Below are 16,598 nucleotides of genomic sequence, written 5' to 3' on the forward strand. Positions count from 1 at the left end.
CCCGTCGGCGGCGCTTCTCGTTCTGGAAAAGCCGGTTTCACACAAAGCCATATGCTTGTGGTGTGCTGTTGGCTGGGCTACAAGGCTGGCCCGGAACACGAACCAGACAGACCCTGTCGATACATACGGGAGAACAGCCCAATGGCCGCGGGTTTCACGCTATATCTGGCACAGCTTGCCCCCACGCTCGGCGCCATTCAGGCCAATTGCGAGCGCATTACGGAAGCCTATGCGGCGGGGCTGATGGCGGGCGCCGATCTGGTGTTGACACCGGAACTGTCGGTGATCGGCTATCCCCCCGAAGACCTGGTGAACAAGCCCGCTTTCGTGGCGGATGCCCGCCGCGCGGTGACGGCACTGGCCGCCATCACCGCGGGCGAGGGGGAGCCCGGCCTGATCGTTGGCGCGCCCTGGGCGGATGGCGACACGCTCTATAATGCGGCGATCCTGCTGGCGGACGGTGAAATTCAGGCGGTGCGTGCCAAGCACGAATTGCCCAATTACGGCGTTTTTGACGAAATGCGCCATTTCACGCCCGGCCCGTTGCCCGAACCGGTGGCCTTTCGCGGGCTGTCTCTGGGGTTGATGACCTGTGAGGATATGTGGCTGCCGCACTGTGCCACGGCGCTGGGGCGCTCGGGCGTGGATATGCTGCTGGTGCCCACATGCAGCCCTTTCACCATGGGCAAGGAAGCGGAGCGCGAAGCCCATGCCCATGACCGCAGCCGGGAAGCGGGCGGCGTGCCGCTGGTGTTCTGCAATCAGGTGGGAGGGCAGGACCAGCTTGTGTTCGACGGGGCCAGTTTCGTCACGGATGGCGCGGACCATATGCCCGTTCGGCTGGATGCCTGGGACAGCGGCGGGTGCGTGGTAGCCTTTGACCGCACGGACGACGGCTGGAGCGTGGCAACCCGGCTCAGTGGCTATCAGCCGGACGGGGATGAGGCCATGTACTACGCGCTGGTGCTGGGCCTGCGTGATTATGTGACCAAGATCGGCTTTCCCGGTGTGGTGCTGGGCCTTTCCGGCGGTATCGACAGCGCGCTGGCCGCCGCCATCGCGGTGGATGCGCTGGGCGCCGACAGGGTGCGGGCGGTGATGATGCCATCCCGCTACACCAGCGCTGAAAGCCTTGAGGACGCGGCCGCCGTGGCCGACCTGCTGGGCATCCGCTGCGACACGGTGACGATCGAGCCGGGTGTGGAGGCCATGAACACCATGCTCGGCGATGTGCTGGCGGGCGCCGAGAGAGGCGTTACGGATGAAAACATCCAGTCCCGACTGCGGGGCGTGGTGCTGATGGCGCTGTCCAACAGTTTCGGGCACATGGTGCTGTCCACCGGCAACAAGTCGGAACTGGCGGTGGGCTATGCCACGCTCTATGGCGACATGAATGGCGGCTTCAATGCCATCAAGGACGTGTACAAGACCGAGGTGATGGCGCTTTGTCGCTGGCGCAACGGGCACCGGCCCGATGGCCTTCTGGGGCCGGACGGGCCGGTTATGCCGGAGCGGGTGATTTCCAAGCCGCCCAGCGCTGAACTGCGTGCGGACCAGAAGGATGAAGACAGCCTGCCGCCCTATGATGTGCTGGATGCCATGCTGCGCGGCCTTGTGGACGAGGAAGCCAGCGTCGCCGACCTGGCGGACAGGGGCTTTGACCGGGACGACCTTGCGCGGGTGGAAAAGCTGCTGTACATGGCCGAGTACAAGCGCCATCAGGCGCCGCCGGGCACGAAAGTCTCCCGGCGCAATTTCGGGCGTGACCGGCGCTATCCACTGGTCAATGCCTATCGAACCGGCCAGCGCCCGGCCTAACGCCAGAATCTTTGCCGGGTTGGCAATTTGAAACAACGGGGATTTCCCAGATGACGGTTACGGTACGTTTTGCCCCCAGCCCCACAGGCAAGCTGCATGTGGGCAATATTCGCGCGGCCCTGATCAACTGGCTGTTCGCGCGCCAGCAGGGCGGCACGTTCATTCTGCGCATCGATGACACGGATCGGGAACGGTCCAGCAAGGCCCATGAAGAGGCGATCAAGCGCGATCTGACCTGGCTGGGGCTGACCTGGGACGATACCTTCAACCAGAGCGACCGGTTCGCCCGTTATGATGCGGTGGTGGAAAAGCTGAAGGCACAAGGGCGGCTCTATCCCTGCTATGAAACGGCGGAAGAGCTGGACATGAAGCGCAAGATTCAGATGGGGCGGGGCAAGCCGCCGGTCTATGACCGCTCGGCGCTGGCCCTGTCCGATGACGATAGGGCTGCCTATGAGGCCGAGGGCCGTCGGCCCCATTGGCGCTTCAAGCTGAACACGCCCGCCCGCGCCCGGTGGACGGACCTGATCCGGGGTGATGTCTCCATCGATCTGGCCAGCGTGTCCGATCCCATCCTGATCCGGGAGGATGGCTCATATCTTTATACCCTGCCCAGCGTGGTGGATGATGTGGATTATGGCATCACCCATATCGTGCGCGGGGAGGATCATGTGACCAATTCCGCCGTGCAGATGCAGATTTTCGAGGCGGTGGGCGGCACAGCGCCCGCCATGGCCCATTTCGCGCTGCTGACCGGCGCGAAGGGAGAGGGGTTGTCCAAGCGCACCGGCGCCATGGCGATCGAGGACGTGCGCGAGGAAGCGGGGCTGGAGCCCATGGCGGTGCTTTCCCACCTGGCCCGCCTTGGCAGCAGCGAGCCGGTGAAGGCGGAAAGCGAAATCACGCCGCTGATCGAAGGGTTCGATTTCGCCAAATTCTCCCGCGCCAGCGCCCGGCTGGACCCGAAGGATACGGAAAAGCTGAATGCCCGTATCGTTCATGAAATGCCCTATGACGCGGTGCGGGACCGCCTGCCGGAAGGCGTGGACCGGGATTTCTGGCTTGCCGTGCGGGAAAACCTGGCCCGTGTGGATGAAGCCGGTGACTGGCACAGGCTCATTCAGGGCCCGGTGACACCGGTGATCGAGGACGCGGAGCACATCGCCCGTTGCCGGGATCTGCTGCCTGATGGCCCGCTCACGGCCGAAAGCTGGAAACAGTGGACCGATGCCATCAAGGAAGAAACCGGCGCCAAGGGCCGTGGCCTGTTCATGCCGCTGCGCCAGGCGCTGACGGGCCAGAGTCATGGGCCGGACATGGCCGCGATCCTGCCCCTGATCGGGCGGGACAAGGTGTTGGCCCGGCTGGCGGGCGAGGAACGTTAATCGAGGATCTGGGGCACGTTATGGAACTGGCCTTTTACAACACGCTCACCCGCAGGCGGGAGCCTTTCGTACCCGGTGATCCGGCCAATGTGCGGCTCTATGTCTGCGGCCCCACCGTGTATGATTTTGCCCATATCGGCAATGCCCGCCCCGTGGTGGTGTTCGATGTGCTTTACCGCCTTTTGCGGCAGGTTTACGGATCGGATCATGTGACCTATGCCCGCAATATCACCGATATTGACGACAGGATCATGGAGCGCGCGGCGGAAGCGGGGGAGAGCGTGAAGGCGCTCACCCGGCGTTTCGCGGATGCCTACCGGGAGGACATGGCCGCCCTGGGAACCCTGATGCCGGACCTAGAGCCCAGGGCGACCGAGCATCTGCCGCAGATGATCGCCATGATCCGCACCCTGATCGAAAAGGGTCACGCCTATGAGGCGGAAGGGCATGTGCTGTTCGACATCTCCTCCATGCCGGATTATGGCGCCCTGTCGCGGCACAGCCAGGACGAATTGGAAGCGGGCGCCCGCGTGGAAGTGGCACCCTATAAGCGCAATCCGGCGGATTTCGTGCTGTGGAAGCCATCAAGCGACGATCAGCCCGGCTGGGGCAGCCCATGGGGGCGGGGGCGCCCCGGCTGGCATCTGGAATGCAGTTGCATGATCGAAAAGCATCTGGGCGACACCATTGACATTCATGGCGGCGGCCAGGACCTGATCTTCCCCCACCATGAAAACGAGATCGCCCAGAGCCAGTGCGCCCATGACAAGCCCTTTGTGCGCACCTGGATGCACAATGGCTATCTGACAGTGGCGGGCGAGAAGATGTCCAAGTCGCTGGGGAATTTCCACACCGTGCGCGATCTGCTGAAGGATCATGCGGGCGAGGCGATCCGCATGGTGTTGCTGGCAGCCCATTATCGCCAGCCCGTTGATTTTTCGATGGAGTCGCTGTCGGAACAGCGCCGCCATCTGGATCGCTGGTACCGGCTGACCGACGGCGTGGAGGCGGCGCCCACCGTGCCGGAAAGCGTGCTTGCGGCGCTGGCGCAGGACGTGAACACGCCGGAGGCCATTGCCGCCCTGGATGCGTTGGCCAGGCCGGAAACCGCCGATCAGCTCAAGGCCGGGGCACAGTTTATGGGCTTTCTGAATCAGGACGCCGCGCACTGGTTTCAGGCCGCGCCGGAAGGGCTGGACGTGGCCACCATCGACGCCGCCATCGAAGAGCGCAATCAGGCGCGCCGGGACCGGAACTTTGCCCGCGCGGACCGGATCCGCGATGATCTGCTGGCAAAAGGCGTGGCGCTGGAGGACGGCGCCAATGGCACCACCTGGCGCCGGGCGGACTGATGGGCGCCGTCGCACCAGACACGTCCACGGGCCCCGCCATTGTGCTGGTGCGCCCGCAGCTTGGCGAGAATATCGGCAAGGCGGCGCGCGCCATGCTGAATTTCGGCCTTACCGACATGCGCCTTGTGGCGCCGCGCGACGGCTGGCCCAATGAAAGCGCACGCCCCGCCGCCAGCGGGGCCGACAGTGTGCTGGATCAGGCGCGGGTGTTCACCTGCGTGGCGGATGCGGTGGCGGACTGTGCCCATGTCTATGCCAGCACGGTGCGCAGCCGCGCCATGTCCAAGCCCGTGGTCACGGCGGAAGAAGCAGCCGTTCACATGGCCACAGCCGCCAGCGGGGGTGGCCGATCCGCGGTGTTGTTCGGGCGGGAATCCGCGGGGCTCGACAATGACGAGGTGAGCCATGCGGATCGGGTTCTGACCGTGCCGGTGAACCCGGCCTTTGGCAGCCTCAATCTGGCGCAGGCGGTGATTCTGGTGGCCTATGATGTTTCCCGCCATCGCAGAGACCTGGCGGCGACACCGGGCGCCAGTGAGCGGGAGGTGGCCACCAAGGACGAACTGGACGGCCTCATGGCGCATCTGGAAGCGGAGCTGGTGCCGCGCGGCTTTTATCGCAGCGTGGACCGGCGGGACACACAGCGGCGCATGTTGCGCAATCTGCTGCAAAGTGGCCGCTTCACCCGCCAGGAAGTGCAGACATGGCGTGGGATCATCAAGACACTGGTGCGCCCACGGCCCGAGCGTTGACAAGTCCGTTCAGCCGCAGTTTAGCTTTGGGGGTTCACACTGTAGCCTACCGATCCGACCATGATGTACCGGGTTGGTGCAAAGGAAACGGGTATGCACGCCATTCCACGCCTGACAAGTCTGTTGATCGCGGCCTTTTTTGCCGTCGGCATGGCATTGTCATCCGGCGCAGTGGGGCAGGGGGTGGATTCCACGGGGACCGCAGTGGCCAAACCGCGGGGGCAGGCCGTTCAGGACCCCACCAGCGGCAGTTATTTCCAGCTTTTTGAGTTCTATGGCCCGCAGCCCTATAGCTGGCGCCACGCATCGGCCATGGTGCCGGGCTATGAGTACAAGGGCGTGCCGGGCCAGTTGGCGCGCATCAAGCAGGCGGACACCCACTATTTCCTGATGGTGGAATTTCCGGTTTTGCGCAGCGCCCCGGCCTGGATCGGCCTTGTGGGCGAATGCGGGCGCGGGATCGAATTTCAATGGGTGAGCGGGGAACCGCTGTCACAATCCCCCTTTCGTGCCTGGGCAGCCGGCGCCCGCGAACAGGCACGCACGCTGTGTGACCGCGCCCCGGAGGGGACCCGGCTGCCGGTGTTTTACGAGCCGAGCGAATTCGGCACCCGCTGGCGTGTCACCCGCTCAAACGCCAATCAGCGGCTGATGCTGGTGGAATTCCCGCAGCAAGACCCGGAATCGGACCCGGACCAGCCGGACACTGGCGCAGACCAGGAGAAGGGCGGCGAAGGGCAGGGGGAGGACCGTGATAGCGGCGATCAATCCCCGGACAGCAATTCCGCCGCGCGCGGCGCGAAATAGCTCAATATGCCGCTGGCGCCCGCGCGCTTGAAGGCACCCAGCGCTTCCAGAAAGGCGCTGTCCGCATCCAGCCAGCCCCGTTCATGGGCCGCCATCATCATGGCGTATTCGCCGGACACCTGATAGGCGAAGGTGGGAACCCCGAACCGTGCGCGTACCGCATGGACCACATCCAGATAGGGCATACCGGGTTTGACCATCACGCAGTCGGCGCCCTCGTCAATATCCATGGCCACTTCGCGCAGGGCCTCTTCCAGATTGGCCGGGTCCATCTGATAGGTTTTCTTGTCCCCCTTCAGCACACCGCCGCTGCCCACGGCATCCCGGAACGGCCCGTAAAAGGCCGACGCATATTTGGCGCTATAGGCCATGATCTGCACATGCTGGTGCCCGGCCTTGTCCAGTTCCGTGCGAATGGCCCCGACGCGGCCATCCATCATGTCGCTGGGTGCGATCACGTCCGCCCCGGCTTCGGCCTGCAACACTGCCTGCTGCACCAGAACGCCCACGGTTTCGTCATTAAGAATCCGGCCATCTTCCACCAGCCCGTCCTGCCCGTGGCTGGTATAGGGGTCCAGCGCCACATCGGCCATCAGGCCGATATCGGGCACCGCATCCCGCACCGCGCGCAGGGCGCGGTTCACCAGATTGTCGCTGTTGAGTGCTTCATCGCCCCGTTCGCTGCGGCGATCGGATGGCGTGTTGGGAAACAGCGCGATCAGGGGAATGCCCAGATCCCTTGCCTTTCTGGCTTCAGTCACAAGCAGGTCGATGCTCAGTCGCGCCACGCCGGGCATGGAGGGAACCGGTTCCCGCTCTCCTTCGCCGTCACGCACGAAAAGCGGCCAGATCAGGTCGTCCACACTCAGGCGGCTTTCACGCACGAGGCGGCGGGACCAGTCATGGGCGCGGGTCCGGCGCAGGCGGGTGTGGGGAAAGCGCATGGCCATGGAGTCTCCTTTTTTGTCAGGCGAAGCAGGGTAATCCACCCTTTTCGATTATGGAAGCGGGCCCTGTCTGTCGAGAAAAAAGCATGAAATTTTCGGCAATTTGGTTTAACCAAGCCTTAGGAGATGCGGTGGCACACTCGCAGGCAAGCCAAAAGGTAACAATTGAGGGCAGGGGCCATGACCACATATACCTTCGACGAGCCGAAATTCCTTTTTCTCGACATCCTGTCGCTGGTGGAGCGCCTTCACAGGCGTTTGCTGGACGTGCTCAAGAAGCATCTCGAAGGGGTGGGCCGGGAAGACCTGAACCCGGTGCAGGCGCTGTTGCTCTATAATATCGGCGAAAGCGACCTGACAGCGGGGGAGCTGAAATCCCGCGGCTATTATCAGGGTTCCAACGTGTCCTATAATCTCAAGAAGCTGGTGGAAATGGGCTATCTGTCCCATGAACGCAGCGACTATGACCGGCGCGCCGTGCGCATTTCCCTGACCGACGAGGGCCGCGCCGTGCGCGATGTAATCGACGAATTGTACATGCAGCAGCTTGATGAATTACTGGCGGACGAACTGATGTCCAGCGAAGACCTCAAGGTTTTGCGCCGCAATCTGCGCAATCTGGAGCGTTTCTGGTCGGACAAACTGCATTTCGGCCTCTAGGCCGGAGCCTGTGCGACAAAACAACTCTGGACCCGGCGCGGCAGTGTCCCTATTCATGTGGGCGCGAAACCGGGGCCTGAAGCGATCACACTGATCGGGTCTCCCCGCTTGCCGGGGCCGGGACCGGCGGTTTATGCTGTGCGCCTAACACAGAGAGAGTCCATGGATTACGAAAAGGTTTTCGCAGACGCTATCGAGGCCATCCAGCGGGAAGGCCGCTATCGTGTGTTTGCCGATATCAAGCGGGAACGCGGGAACTATCCCCGTGCGCACCGCTATGATGCGGGCGACAATGCGAAAACCGTCACGGTCTGGTGCTCGAACGATTATCTGGGCATGGGCCAGCACCCGGATGTGCTGGATGCCATGCACAAGGCGCTGGATGAAACCGGCGCGGGCGCGGGCGGCACGCGCAATATCAGCGGTACCAACCATTATCATGTGCTGCTGGAACAGGAACTGGCGGAGCTGCACGGCAAGGAAGCGGCGCTGCTGTTCACCAGCGGCTATATCTCCAACGAAGCGACCCTTTCCACCCTGGCGCGGGTGCTGCCGGGCTGCATCGTTTTTTCCGATGCGCTGAACCATGCCTCCATGATTCAGGGTATTCGCGGCAGCGGCGCGGAAAAGCATATCTTCCGCCATAATGATCTGGATCATCTGGAAGAGCTTCTGGCAGCGGCGGACCCGGCCGCGCCGAAGCTGATCGCCTTTGAATCCGTTTATTCCATGGACGGGGACATCGCCCCCATTGGCCGCATCTGCGACCTGGCGGACAAGTACGGCGCCATGACCTATCTGGACGAAGTGCACGCTGTGGGCATGTATGGCCATCAGGGCGGCGGCGTGGCGGAGCGGGACGGCGTGGCGCATCGCCTCACCGTGATAGAGGGCACACTCGGCAAGGCTTTTGGCGTGATGGGCGGATATATCGCCAGTTCGCAGGCTCTGGTGGATGTGATCCGCTCCTATGCTTCCAGCTTTATTTTCACAACGGCGCTGAGCCCGGTGCTGGCGGCTGGTGCGCTGGCCTCCATCCGCCATCTGCGCCAGTCGGACGCGGAGCGCGCCGCCCATCAGGAGCGGGCGGCCCGGCTCAAGGCCGAAATGGCTGCATCCCGGCTGCCGGTCATGGACTCGCAGAGCCATATCGTGCCACTGTTCGTGGGCGATCCGGTTCTGTGCAAGCAGGTATCGGATGATCTCCTGGACGAATTCGGCATTTATGTGCAGCCGATCAATTTCCCAACCGTCCCGCGCGGGACCGAGCGCCTGCGCTTCACGCCCGGCCCCTATCACGGCGATGCCGCGATGGACGACCTGATCCGCGCGCTGGAAACCGTGTGGGAGCGCCATGGCCTGCCGCGCAATCCGGGCGCCATCAGCGCGGTTTCCTGAGGTAGGGCATGGAAGAGCGGGGCGGAATCATTTTCGAGTTCATTCCCCGGGGGCTTTATGTGAAGGTCAGCGCCATTTGCACCCGCACCGGTGTTGAGGTGAGCATTGTGGGCGATGCCATGGCGAGCGATAACACTCTGCGCACCATTGCCGCGCGCAAGCTGGAGCGGGTGAAGGCGAAAAAGGCGGCGGAGTCCCCGCGCGGTCGGCGCTGACGGGGATTTTCCGTCCGATTTTTGTGGTTGCCCGCCAAGGGGGTCACTTAAGCGTTTCATCGGGGCATAAAAATGGGTTAGACCCGTGGCCAGACGATGATCCGTTCGGCCCGCCGGGGCTGTCGGCAGCCATCAGGACTGTGGGGGCTAGAACCATGACCACCATTACCGAATCCGTCGCTCTTGCCAGCGATCATGCGGGCTTTGCCCTGAAGGAGCAGCTTCGCGGCGCGCTGGAAGCGGCGGGATATGCCGTGATCGACCTGGGCACCCATAGCGAGGACCGGGTGGATTATCCCGATTACGGGGCCGCCATGGGGCGCGCCATTACCGAAGGCAAGGCGGGCCGCGGCGTGATCGTATGCGGCAGCGGAATCGGTATTGCCATCGCCGCCAATCGCTTTCCCGCCGTGCGGGCCGCCACGGTTCACGACCATGTGAGCGCCCGGCTGTCGCGGGAACACAATGATGCCAATGTACTGAGCCTCGGCGCCCGCCTGATCGGCCCCGCCGTGGCGGAAGACTGTCTGTTCACCTTTTTGGAAACCCCGTTCGAAGGCGGGCGCCACGCGGATCGCGTGGCCAAGCTCTGACCGGGGCAGGGAGATCGCCATGAACCATGCACCTGAACGTCGCGCATTCGACCGTCCGATCGCCGAGACGGACCCGGAAATCCAGGGCGCCATTGATCGGGAACTGCACCGGCAGCAAACCCAGATTGAGTTGATCGCTTCGGAGAATCTTGCCTCTCGCGCGGTAATGGAAGCCCAGGGCTCGGTGCTGACCAACAAATATGCCGAAGGCTATCCCGGCAAGCGCTATTATCAGGGCTGCGAATTCGTGGATGTGGCGGAAAATCTGGCCATCGAGCGGGCCTGCAAACTGTTCGACTGCGACTTTGCCAATGTGCAGCCCCATTCGGGCGCGCAGGCCAATGGCGCGGTCATGCTGGCGCTGTTGCAGCCGGGGGCGACGGTCATGGGCATGTCCCTGGATGCGGGCGGCCATCTGACCCACGGTGCCCCGCCGGCCCTGTCCGGCAAATGGTTCAATGCGGTGCAATATGGTGTGCGTCGGGAAGACGGCCTGATCGACTTTGACGAAGTGGCGCGCCTGGCACGGGAGCACAAGCCAGAATTGATCATTGCGGGCGGTTCCGCCTATCCGCGCCAGATCGACTTTGCCCGCTTCCGTGCCATCGCCGACGAAGTGGGCGCATGGCTGATGGTGGATATGGCGCATTTCTCCGGCCTGGTGGCGGGCAAGGCGCATCCCGGCCCCTTTCCCCATGCGCATATCGTTACCACCACCACGCACAAGACCCTGCGCGGCCCGCGTGGCGGCATGATCCTCACCAATGACGAAAAACTGGCGAAAAAGGTCAATTCCGCGATCTTTCCCGGCTTGCAGGGCGGCCCGCTCATGCATGTGATCGCGGCCAAGGCCGTGGCGTTTCACGAGGCGTTGGACGACAGCTTCCGTACCTATGCCAGCCAGGTGATCGCTAACGCTCAGGTGCTGGCGAACCGCTTGAAGGAAAACGGCTTCGATATCGTTTCCGGCGGCACGGATACTCATCTGGCGCTGGTGGACCTGCGCCCCAAGAGCCTGACCGGCAAGGCGGCGGATGCCGCGCTGGAACGCGCCGGAATCACCTGCAACAAGAATGGCGTGCCCTTTGACCCGGAAAAGCCCTTCGTCACATCGGGTATCCGGGTCGGCTCCCCCGCCGCCACCACGCGCGGGTTCACGGAAGCGGAATTCCGGCAGGTTGCGGATTGGATGACTGAAGTGCTGGACGGGCTCAAGGAAAATGGCGACTCCGGCAATACGGCGGTGGAGCAGGATGTGCGTGGCCGGGTGGCGGACCTGTGCGCGCAGTTCCCCATTTACCGCTGACGCCGAAACAGGGGGGAGGGGGCCATGCGGTGTCCGTTTTGCAGCCATGAAGATACCCAGGTAAAGGATTCGCGGCCCACCGAGGACCGATCCGCCATCCGTCGGCGGCGGTTCTGCCCCGGTTGCGGCGCCCGCTTCACCACTTTTGAGCGGGTGCAACTGCGTGAACTGACCGTGGTGAAGAAAAATGGCCGCCGTGCGCCTTTTGACCGGGACAAGCTGGAGCGCTCGCTGTCCATCGCGCTGCGCAAACGCCCGGTGGACCCGGATCATGTGGAGCGCATGATCAATGGCATTGTGCGGCAACTGGAAAGTACCGGGGATGGCGACGTGCCGTCCGACGAGATCGGTCGCCTGGTGATGGAGGGGCTCGCCTCGCTGGATCAGGTGGCCTATGTGCGCTATGCCAGCGTGTATCGCAATTTCCGGGAAGCATCCGATTTCGAGAAATTCCTGGGTGGTCTGGGCAGCGTGGTCACCAGGGAAGAAGTGATCGAGGGCCTGACCGCCACACAGCCCGTTTCCCATTGCTCCGACGGAGACATGTAATGCCCGCCGCCCCATCGGGAGAGGATGTGCGCTGGATGCGCCACGCTTTGGCGCTGGCCGAACAGGGGCTGGGGCTCACCGCGCCCAATCCGAGCGTGGGATGCGTTTTGGTGAAGGATGGGCGGCTTATCGCCGCCGGTGTCACCGCCGAGGCGGGGCGCCCACACGCGGAGCGGGTGGCGCTGGACCGGGCGGGGGAAGCCGCCCGCGGCGCCACGGCCTATGTGACGCTGGCGCCCTGCACCCATGAAGGGCAGACCGGCCCCTGCGCGGAGGCACTGGTGGAGGCGGGCATCGCCCGGCTGGTCTTTGCCGTGGACGACCCCAACCCCGATATGCGGAGCCAGGGTGAGGATCGCTTCATCGCCGCCGGAATCGCCGCGAGCAAGGGCGTGCTGGCGGCGGAGGCCACGGCGCTCAACCGGGGTTTTTTCCTGACCAAAACGGAAAACCGGCCACTGGTTACCTGCAAGCTGGCATCCAGCCTGGATGGGCGCATCGCGCTGTCGTCCGGCGAAAGCCAGTGGATCACGGGGCCGCAGGCGCGCCAGGACGGCCACCGCTTGCGGCTTCACCATGATGCCATCATGGTGGGGTCCGAAACCGTGCTTCAGGATGACCCGGCGCTCACCTGCCGTCTGCCGGGCCTGCCGCGGCGCACACCCTACAGCCCGGTGCGCGTGGTGATGGACAGCCGCTTGCGACTGCCTGTGAACAGTGGATTGGCGCAGACGGCGGGGCAGGTACCCACCTGGGTGATCACGGATGCACCCCGAAAGGATGTGGCGACGGCCCGCCTCGCCATGCCCGCCGGAGTGGATATCATCTCCGTGCCGGACACCCGCGACATCAGAACCGTTCTGGCGCATCTGGCGGAACGTGGCATTACCCGCCTGCTGGTGGAAGGCGGCGGAACGCTTGTGGCCAGTGTCATTCAGGCCGGTCTGGTGGATCATCTGGTGCAGTATCAGGCGCCGAAGGTGATCGGGGCGGATGGACGACCCGTGGTGGGCCCGCTGGGCCTTGCCAATCTGGACGGCGCCCCCACCTTCACGGGCACACCGCCCGCGACGATCGGCAAAGACCTGAAATGGACCATGACGAGGGAGGAATAACCCCGTGTTTACCGGCATTGTCACCGATGTGGGCCGCGTGCTTTCAGTGGAGCAACGCGGCGATACCCGCCTTCGCATCGCCACCGGGCAGGACCTGACCGGGCTGGAGATCGGCGCGTCCATTGCCTGTTCCGGGGTCTGCCTGACCGTGGTGGATAAAAGCGGCCCCGGCGCTGAGGCAGCGTGGTTTGCCGCGGATGTGTCCGCCGAAACGCTGCGGGTCACCGCGCTTGGGGGCTGGCGGGAAGGCAGCCTGGTCAATCTGGAACGGTCCCTGAAGGTGGGGGATGAGCTTGGCGGCCATATCGTGGCGGGCCATGTGGACTGTGTGGGCACCATCGAGGTGTGGGAGCCCGTGGGCGACAGCATGAGAATGGATGTGGTTATTCCCGCTGCATCGGGCGCCCTGATCGCGCCCAAGGGCAGCGTGTCGCTGGACGGCGTGTCCCTGACCGTCAACACGGTGGAGGACCGCGCAGAGGCCACCGTATTCAGTATCAACATGATTCCCCACACGCGGGAGGTAACGGCCTTCCGTGCCACAAAGGCGGGGGATCGGGTAAATGTGGAACTTGATGTGCTTGCGCGCTATGTGGCGCGGCTCAGGGAAAGGGGCTGACGTATCGTGTCGGAACGCTTTTTGTCACCGATCGAGGATGTGATCGCCGACGCCCGAAACGGGCGCATGTTCATTCTGGTGGACGATGAGGACCGGGAGAATGAGGGCGATCTGGTCATTCCAGCCCAGATGGCCACGCCCGATGCGGTGAATTTCATGGCCAAGCATGGCCGGGGGCTGATCTGCCTTACATTGACGGCGGAACGCATCGAGGCACTGGGCCTGCCCCTGATGGCCAGCCATAATGAAAGCCGGCACCAGACCGCTTTCACCGTTTCGATCGAGGCCCGCACGGGCGTCACCACCGGGATTTCCGCCGCCGACCGGGCGCGCACCATTGCCGTGGCGATCGATGCCACCAAGGGTAAACACGATATCGCCACGCCGGGCCATGTGTTCCCGCTTCAGGCGCGGGATGGGGGTGTTCTGGTGCGCGCAGGGCATACGGAGGCGTCGGTGGACATTGCCCGCCTTGCCGGGCTCAACCCCAGCGCCGTGATCTGCGAGATCATGAATGATGACGGCACCATGGCGCGCCTGCCCGATCTGGTCAAAGTGGCGCGCGATCACGACCTGAAGGTGGCCACCATCCGGGATCTGATCGCTTACCGCCTCAAGCATGACCATATGGTAACGCGCGTGACCACCGCGCCCTTTACCCGTGCCAGCGGCATAGACTGGCAACTGGCCGTCCACCGGGCGGATGCTGATAATCGTGAAACCGTCTCGCTGGTGCTGGGGGATGTTTCGGGCACCGCGCCGGTGCCGGTGCGGATGCACGCGCTCAACCCGTTCGAGGATATTCTCGGCCAGGACAGCCCCCGCAGCGGTCAGTTGCAAAGGGCCATGGACTGTATCGAGGCCGAAGGGCGCGGTGTTCTGGTGCTGCTGCCCGGCATGATGGCGGAGCGGCCCAGCACACTGCTGGAAGAAGGCACTGGCAGGGGCGGCGATGGCGCGCTTCGGGATTATGGCATCGGCGCGCAAATCCTGCGGGATCTGGGCGTGCGCAACATGATTCTGCTGTCCAACACGCCCAGCCATGTGATCGGCCTTGAAGGTTTCGGCCTGGACATTGTAGAACAGCGCCCGATCCCGGCGACCACCCGGTTCGCCGACGGCCAAAAGGGATAGATCATGTCCAATGCGATGCGCGTGCTGATCGTCGAGGCACGCTTTTATGACGATATTGCCGATGAACTGGCGGCGGGTGCCATTGCCGCGGTGGAAGCCGCTGGCGGCACCGTGGAGCGGGTGCAGGTGCCCGGCGCGCTGGAAATACCTGCGGCGATCCAGATGGCCGAGGATGGCGATCTGGAGCATTTCGATGCCTATGTGGCATTGGGCTGCGTGATCCGGGGTGAAACCAGCCATTATGATTATGTGTGTGGCGAATCCGCCCGTGGCCTGATGGATATTGCGCTGTTCTCCAATGTGGCGCTGGGCAATGGTATCCTGACGGTGGAAAATCGTGAACAGGCCTGGGCGCGTGCCGATCGGGCGCAAAAAAACAAGGGCCGCGATGCCGCCGAGGCGGCCATGGCCATGGCTGCCTTGAAGCAGCGCTTTTTTGGGGAATCGGCATGAACGCAACCGCGCGAAAAGGCGGCGGCCAACAGGGCGGGCCGCGTAGCGCCGCCCGGCTTGCGGCGGTGCAGGCGCTTTACCAGCTTGAGATGGACCCGGACCTGAAGCCCACCACGGCAATTCAGGAATATATCAGCCACCGTCTCGGCGCTGAGATCGAGGGCGAGCAGTATGTGGAGGCGGATTCCGACCTGTTCCGGGACATTGTGGAAGGCGCCTGGGGGCGCCGCGCCGAGATCGACCCCCTTCTCAGTGACACCCTGAGCGCGGACTGGCCGCTGGATCGGCTGGAGCGTCTGATCCGGGCCGTTCTGCGCGCGGGCGCCTATGAATTGCTGGCGCGGCCCGATGTGCCCACCGCCGTTGTGATCACTGAATATGTGGATGTGGCCCATGCCTTTGTGGAGCGGGCGGAAGCGCGCTTCGTCAATGGTGTGCTGGATCGCATTGCCAGGGACGTGCGCTGAAGCGCGTGCCGCCGAGCGCCAGACGAGGACCGATTGGACGAATTTGAGCTGATACACCGCTATTTTGCCCCGCTTGCCGATGAAGCGGGCCTGGGATTGACGGACGATGCCGCCTTCATGGTGGTGGATGGCTCGGCGCCGCTCGTGATGACCACGGACACCATCAGTTGCGGCACCCATTTCCGCGGCGAGGACCCACCGGATCGCGTGGCCTGGAAAGCGCTGGCGGTGAATGTGTCCGACCTTCTGGCAAAGGGGGTGGGGCACTGCCGTTACACACTGGCGCTGGCCCTTGGCGAGCGTGACCGGGACAATGCCGACGCCTATATGCAGAGCTTCACCGCCGGGCTGGCGGAGGCGGGCGCCTTTTTCAACGCGTCGCTTGTGGGCGGGGATACCACCGTGATCACGGGGCCGACCACCATCACCATCACCGCCTTCGGCGCGCCGGAAAGCGGTACGGGCGTTCGCAGGCAAGGCGGGCGGGACGGGGACAGGCTGATTCTGGCGGGAACGATAGGCGATGCCGCGCTTGCCCTGAAGCGCTTTGAAAAAGGCGCGGCGCCCGGTGATGCCCTGCTTGCCGCCTATCAACGCCCCTGTCCGCCTGTGGCGCTGGCTGGTGCCATAGCCAGCATGGCCTGCGCCGGGGTGGATATTTCCGATGGCCTGCTGGCGGACAGCGCCCATCTGGCCCGCGCCAGCGGCGAAAGCGCCAGCCTTCATGTGGGCCTGATCCCGTTTTCGGATGCGGCGCGCGCGCACCTGGATGATCACCCTGAAGACCTGTTGGCGCTCTTGTCTGGCGGCGATGACTATACCCCGCTTCTGGCGGTACGCCCGGAAAAGGCCCCTGATTTCATGCGGGCCGGGGTAGCACTTGGCATTCAGCTTACCGATATCGGTGAACTGGAGCACAGCGTGGAAACGGACGGCCCCACCGTGCGCCTGCTTGATCGCAGCGGCGCGGTGATGCAAACTGACACCATCGGCTATCGCCATTTCTGAAATGCATATCCCCTGAGCCC

18 protein-coding genes are annotated in these 16,598 nt (G+C 63.9%); 17 read left to right on the top strand and 1 reads right to left on the bottom strand.

What is annotated here, in order from left to right:
- Window positions 1-141 precede the first annotated feature (141 nt).
- From WGH93_RS05165 to WGH93_RS05185, 5 genes are all read left to right on the top strand, one after another.
- The gene (locus WGH93_RS05165) at window positions 142-1,818 is read left to right on the top strand and encodes an NAD+ synthase (protein ID WP_374763799.1); all 1,677 of its coding nucleotides are present in this window, start codon (window positions 142-144) and stop codon (window positions 1,816-1,818) included.
- A gap of 50 nt (window positions 1,819-1,868) precedes the next feature.
- Window positions 1,869-3,203, top strand: a complete 1,335-nt coding sequence (gene gltX / locus WGH93_RS05170) for a glutamate--tRNA ligase (protein ID WP_374763800.1) — start codon at window positions 1,869-1,871, stop codon at window positions 3,201-3,203.
- 20 nt (window positions 3,204-3,223) lie between these two features.
- Window positions 3,224-4,555 (top strand): cysteine--tRNA ligase, encoded by a 1,332-nt coding sequence (cysS, locus tag WGH93_RS05175; protein WP_374763801.1) that lies wholly within the window; start codon window positions 3,224-3,226, stop codon window positions 4,553-4,555.
- Window positions 4,555-5,307, top strand: a complete 753-nt coding sequence (locus WGH93_RS05180; RefSeq protein WP_374763802.1) for an RNA methyltransferase — start codon at window positions 4,555-4,557, stop codon at window positions 5,305-5,307. The genes cysS and WGH93_RS05180 overlap by 1 nt, the downstream gene beginning before the upstream one ends.
- 93 nt (window positions 5,308-5,400) lie before the next feature.
- Window positions 5,401-6,114, top strand: a complete 714-nt coding sequence (locus WGH93_RS05185; RefSeq protein WP_374763803.1) for a C-type lectin domain-containing protein — start codon at window positions 5,401-5,403, stop codon at window positions 6,112-6,114.
- Here WGH93_RS05185 and hemB read toward each other — a convergent pair.
- A complete protein-coding gene (gene hemB, locus WGH93_RS05190; protein WP_374763804.1) occupies window positions 6,072-7,064 on the bottom strand; it encodes a porphobilinogen synthase in 993 nt (330 codons plus the stop codon). The genes WGH93_RS05185 and hemB overlap by 43 nt on opposite strands.
- A gap of 177 nt (window positions 7,065-7,241) precedes the next feature.
- Here hemB and WGH93_RS05195 point away from each other — a divergent pair, with 177 nt between their 5' ends.
- The 12 genes from WGH93_RS05195 (at window position 7,242) to thiL (ending at window position 16,578) form a co-directional block, all read left to right on the top strand.
- A complete protein-coding gene (locus WGH93_RS05195) occupies window positions 7,242-7,721 on the top strand; it encodes a MarR family winged helix-turn-helix transcriptional regulator (RefSeq protein ID WP_374763805.1) in 480 nt (159 codons plus the stop codon).
- Between the two features lie 162 nt (window positions 7,722-7,883).
- Window positions 7,884-9,119 (top strand): 5-aminolevulinate synthase, encoded by a 1,236-nt coding sequence (gene hemA, locus WGH93_RS05200; RefSeq protein ID WP_374763806.1) that lies wholly within the window; start codon window positions 7,884-7,886, stop codon window positions 9,117-9,119.
- Window positions 9,120-9,127: 8 nt separating this feature from the next.
- Window positions 9,128-9,334 (top strand): DUF6898 family protein, encoded by a 207-nt coding sequence (locus WGH93_RS05205; RefSeq protein ID WP_374763807.1) that lies wholly within the window; start codon window positions 9,128-9,130, stop codon window positions 9,332-9,334.
- A gap of 155 nt (window positions 9,335-9,489) precedes the next feature.
- Entirely contained in the window at window positions 9,490-9,927 is a 438-nt protein-coding gene (rpiB, locus tag WGH93_RS05210; RefSeq protein WP_374763808.1) for a ribose 5-phosphate isomerase B, read from the top strand.
- A gap of 19 nt (window positions 9,928-9,946) precedes the next feature.
- Entirely contained in the window at window positions 9,947-11,233 is a 1,287-nt protein-coding gene (gene glyA / locus WGH93_RS05215; protein ID WP_374763809.1) for a serine hydroxymethyltransferase, read from the top strand.
- Window positions 11,234-11,257: 24 nt separating this feature from the next.
- The gene (gene nrdR, locus WGH93_RS05220; RefSeq protein ID WP_374763810.1) at window positions 11,258-11,782 is read left to right on the top strand and encodes a transcriptional regulator NrdR; all 525 of its coding nucleotides are present in this window, start codon (window positions 11,258-11,260) and stop codon (window positions 11,780-11,782) included.
- Entirely contained in the window at window positions 11,782-12,897 is a 1,116-nt protein-coding gene (gene ribD / locus WGH93_RS05225) for a bifunctional diaminohydroxyphosphoribosylaminopyrimidine deaminase/5-amino-6-(5-phosphoribosylamino)uracil reductase RibD (protein ID WP_374763811.1), read from the top strand. Before nrdR ends, ribD begins: the two co-directional genes overlap by 1 nt.
- A 4-nt stretch (window positions 12,898-12,901) precedes the next feature.
- Window positions 12,902-13,516, top strand: coding sequence for a riboflavin synthase (locus tag WGH93_RS05230; protein WP_374763812.1), 615 nt, complete (start codon window positions 12,902-12,904; stop codon window positions 13,514-13,516).
- A gap of 6 nt (window positions 13,517-13,522) precedes the next feature.
- The gene (gene ribB / locus WGH93_RS05235; RefSeq protein WP_374763813.1) at window positions 13,523-14,650 is read left to right on the top strand and encodes a 3,4-dihydroxy-2-butanone-4-phosphate synthase; all 1,128 of its coding nucleotides are present in this window, start codon (window positions 13,523-13,525) and stop codon (window positions 14,648-14,650) included.
- A gap of 3 nt (window positions 14,651-14,653) precedes the next feature.
- The gene (locus tag WGH93_RS05240) at window positions 14,654-15,103 is read left to right on the top strand and encodes a 6,7-dimethyl-8-ribityllumazine synthase (protein ID WP_374763814.1); all 450 of its coding nucleotides are present in this window, start codon (window positions 14,654-14,656) and stop codon (window positions 15,101-15,103) included.
- Window positions 15,100-15,570, top strand: coding sequence for a transcription antitermination factor NusB (gene nusB / locus WGH93_RS05245; RefSeq protein WP_374763815.1), 471 nt, complete (start codon window positions 15,100-15,102; stop codon window positions 15,568-15,570). Before WGH93_RS05240 ends, nusB begins: the two co-directional genes overlap by 4 nt.
- A 33-nt stretch (window positions 15,571-15,603) precedes the next feature.
- Window positions 15,604-16,578 carry a thiamine-phosphate kinase gene (gene thiL / locus WGH93_RS05250; protein ID WP_374763816.1) on the top strand — a complete coding sequence of 325 codons (975 nt, stop codon included), beginning with the start codon at window positions 15,604-15,606 and terminating at the stop codon, window positions 16,576-16,578.
- Window positions 16,579-16,598: the final 20 nt, after the last annotated feature.

The organism is Yunchengibacter salinarum (assembly GCF_037658235.1).
In the GTDB taxonomy this organism is placed as follows: Bacteria; Pseudomonadota; Alphaproteobacteria; order Sphingomonadales; family Kordiimonadaceae; genus Yunchengibacter; species Yunchengibacter salinarum.

Coding starts and splice junctions, on each gene's coding strand:
- WGH93_RS05165 (WP_374763799.1), top strand. CDS start 142: ATGGCCGCGGGTTTCACGCTATATCTGGCACAGCTTGCCCCCACGCTC.
- gltX (WP_374763800.1), top strand. CDS start 1,869: ATGACGGTTACGGTACGTTTTGCCCCCAGCCCCACAGGCAAGCTGCAT.
- cysS (WP_374763801.1), top strand. CDS start 3,224: ATGGAACTGGCCTTTTACAACACGCTCACCCGCAGGCGGGAGCCTTTC.
- WGH93_RS05180 (WP_374763802.1), top strand. CDS start 4,555: ATGGGCGCCGTCGCACCAGACACGTCCACGGGCCCCGCCATTGTGCTG.
- WGH93_RS05185 (WP_374763803.1), top strand. CDS start 5,401: ATGCACGCCATTCCACGCCTGACAAGTCTGTTGATCGCGGCCTTTTTT.
- hemB (WP_374763804.1), bottom strand. CDS start 7,064: ATGGCCATGCGCTTTCCCCACACCCGCCTGCGCCGGACCCGCGCCCAT.
- WGH93_RS05195 (WP_374763805.1), top strand. CDS start 7,242: ATGACCACATATACCTTCGACGAGCCGAAATTCCTTTTTCTCGACATC.
- hemA (WP_374763806.1), top strand. CDS start 7,884: ATGGATTACGAAAAGGTTTTCGCAGACGCTATCGAGGCCATCCAGCGG.
- WGH93_RS05205 (WP_374763807.1), top strand. CDS start 9,128: ATGGAAGAGCGGGGCGGAATCATTTTCGAGTTCATTCCCCGGGGGCTT.
- rpiB (WP_374763808.1), top strand. CDS start 9,490: ATGACCACCATTACCGAATCCGTCGCTCTTGCCAGCGATCATGCGGGC.
- glyA (WP_374763809.1), top strand. CDS start 9,947: ATGAACCATGCACCTGAACGTCGCGCATTCGACCGTCCGATCGCCGAG.
- nrdR (WP_374763810.1), top strand. CDS start 11,258: ATGCGGTGTCCGTTTTGCAGCCATGAAGATACCCAGGTAAAGGATTCG.
- ribD (WP_374763811.1), top strand. CDS start 11,782: ATGCCCGCCGCCCCATCGGGAGAGGATGTGCGCTGGATGCGCCACGCT.
- WGH93_RS05240 (WP_374763814.1), top strand. CDS start 14,654: ATGTCCAATGCGATGCGCGTGCTGATCGTCGAGGCACGCTTTTATGAC.
- nusB (WP_374763815.1), top strand. CDS start 15,100: ATGAACGCAACCGCGCGAAAAGGCGGCGGCCAACAGGGCGGGCCGCGT.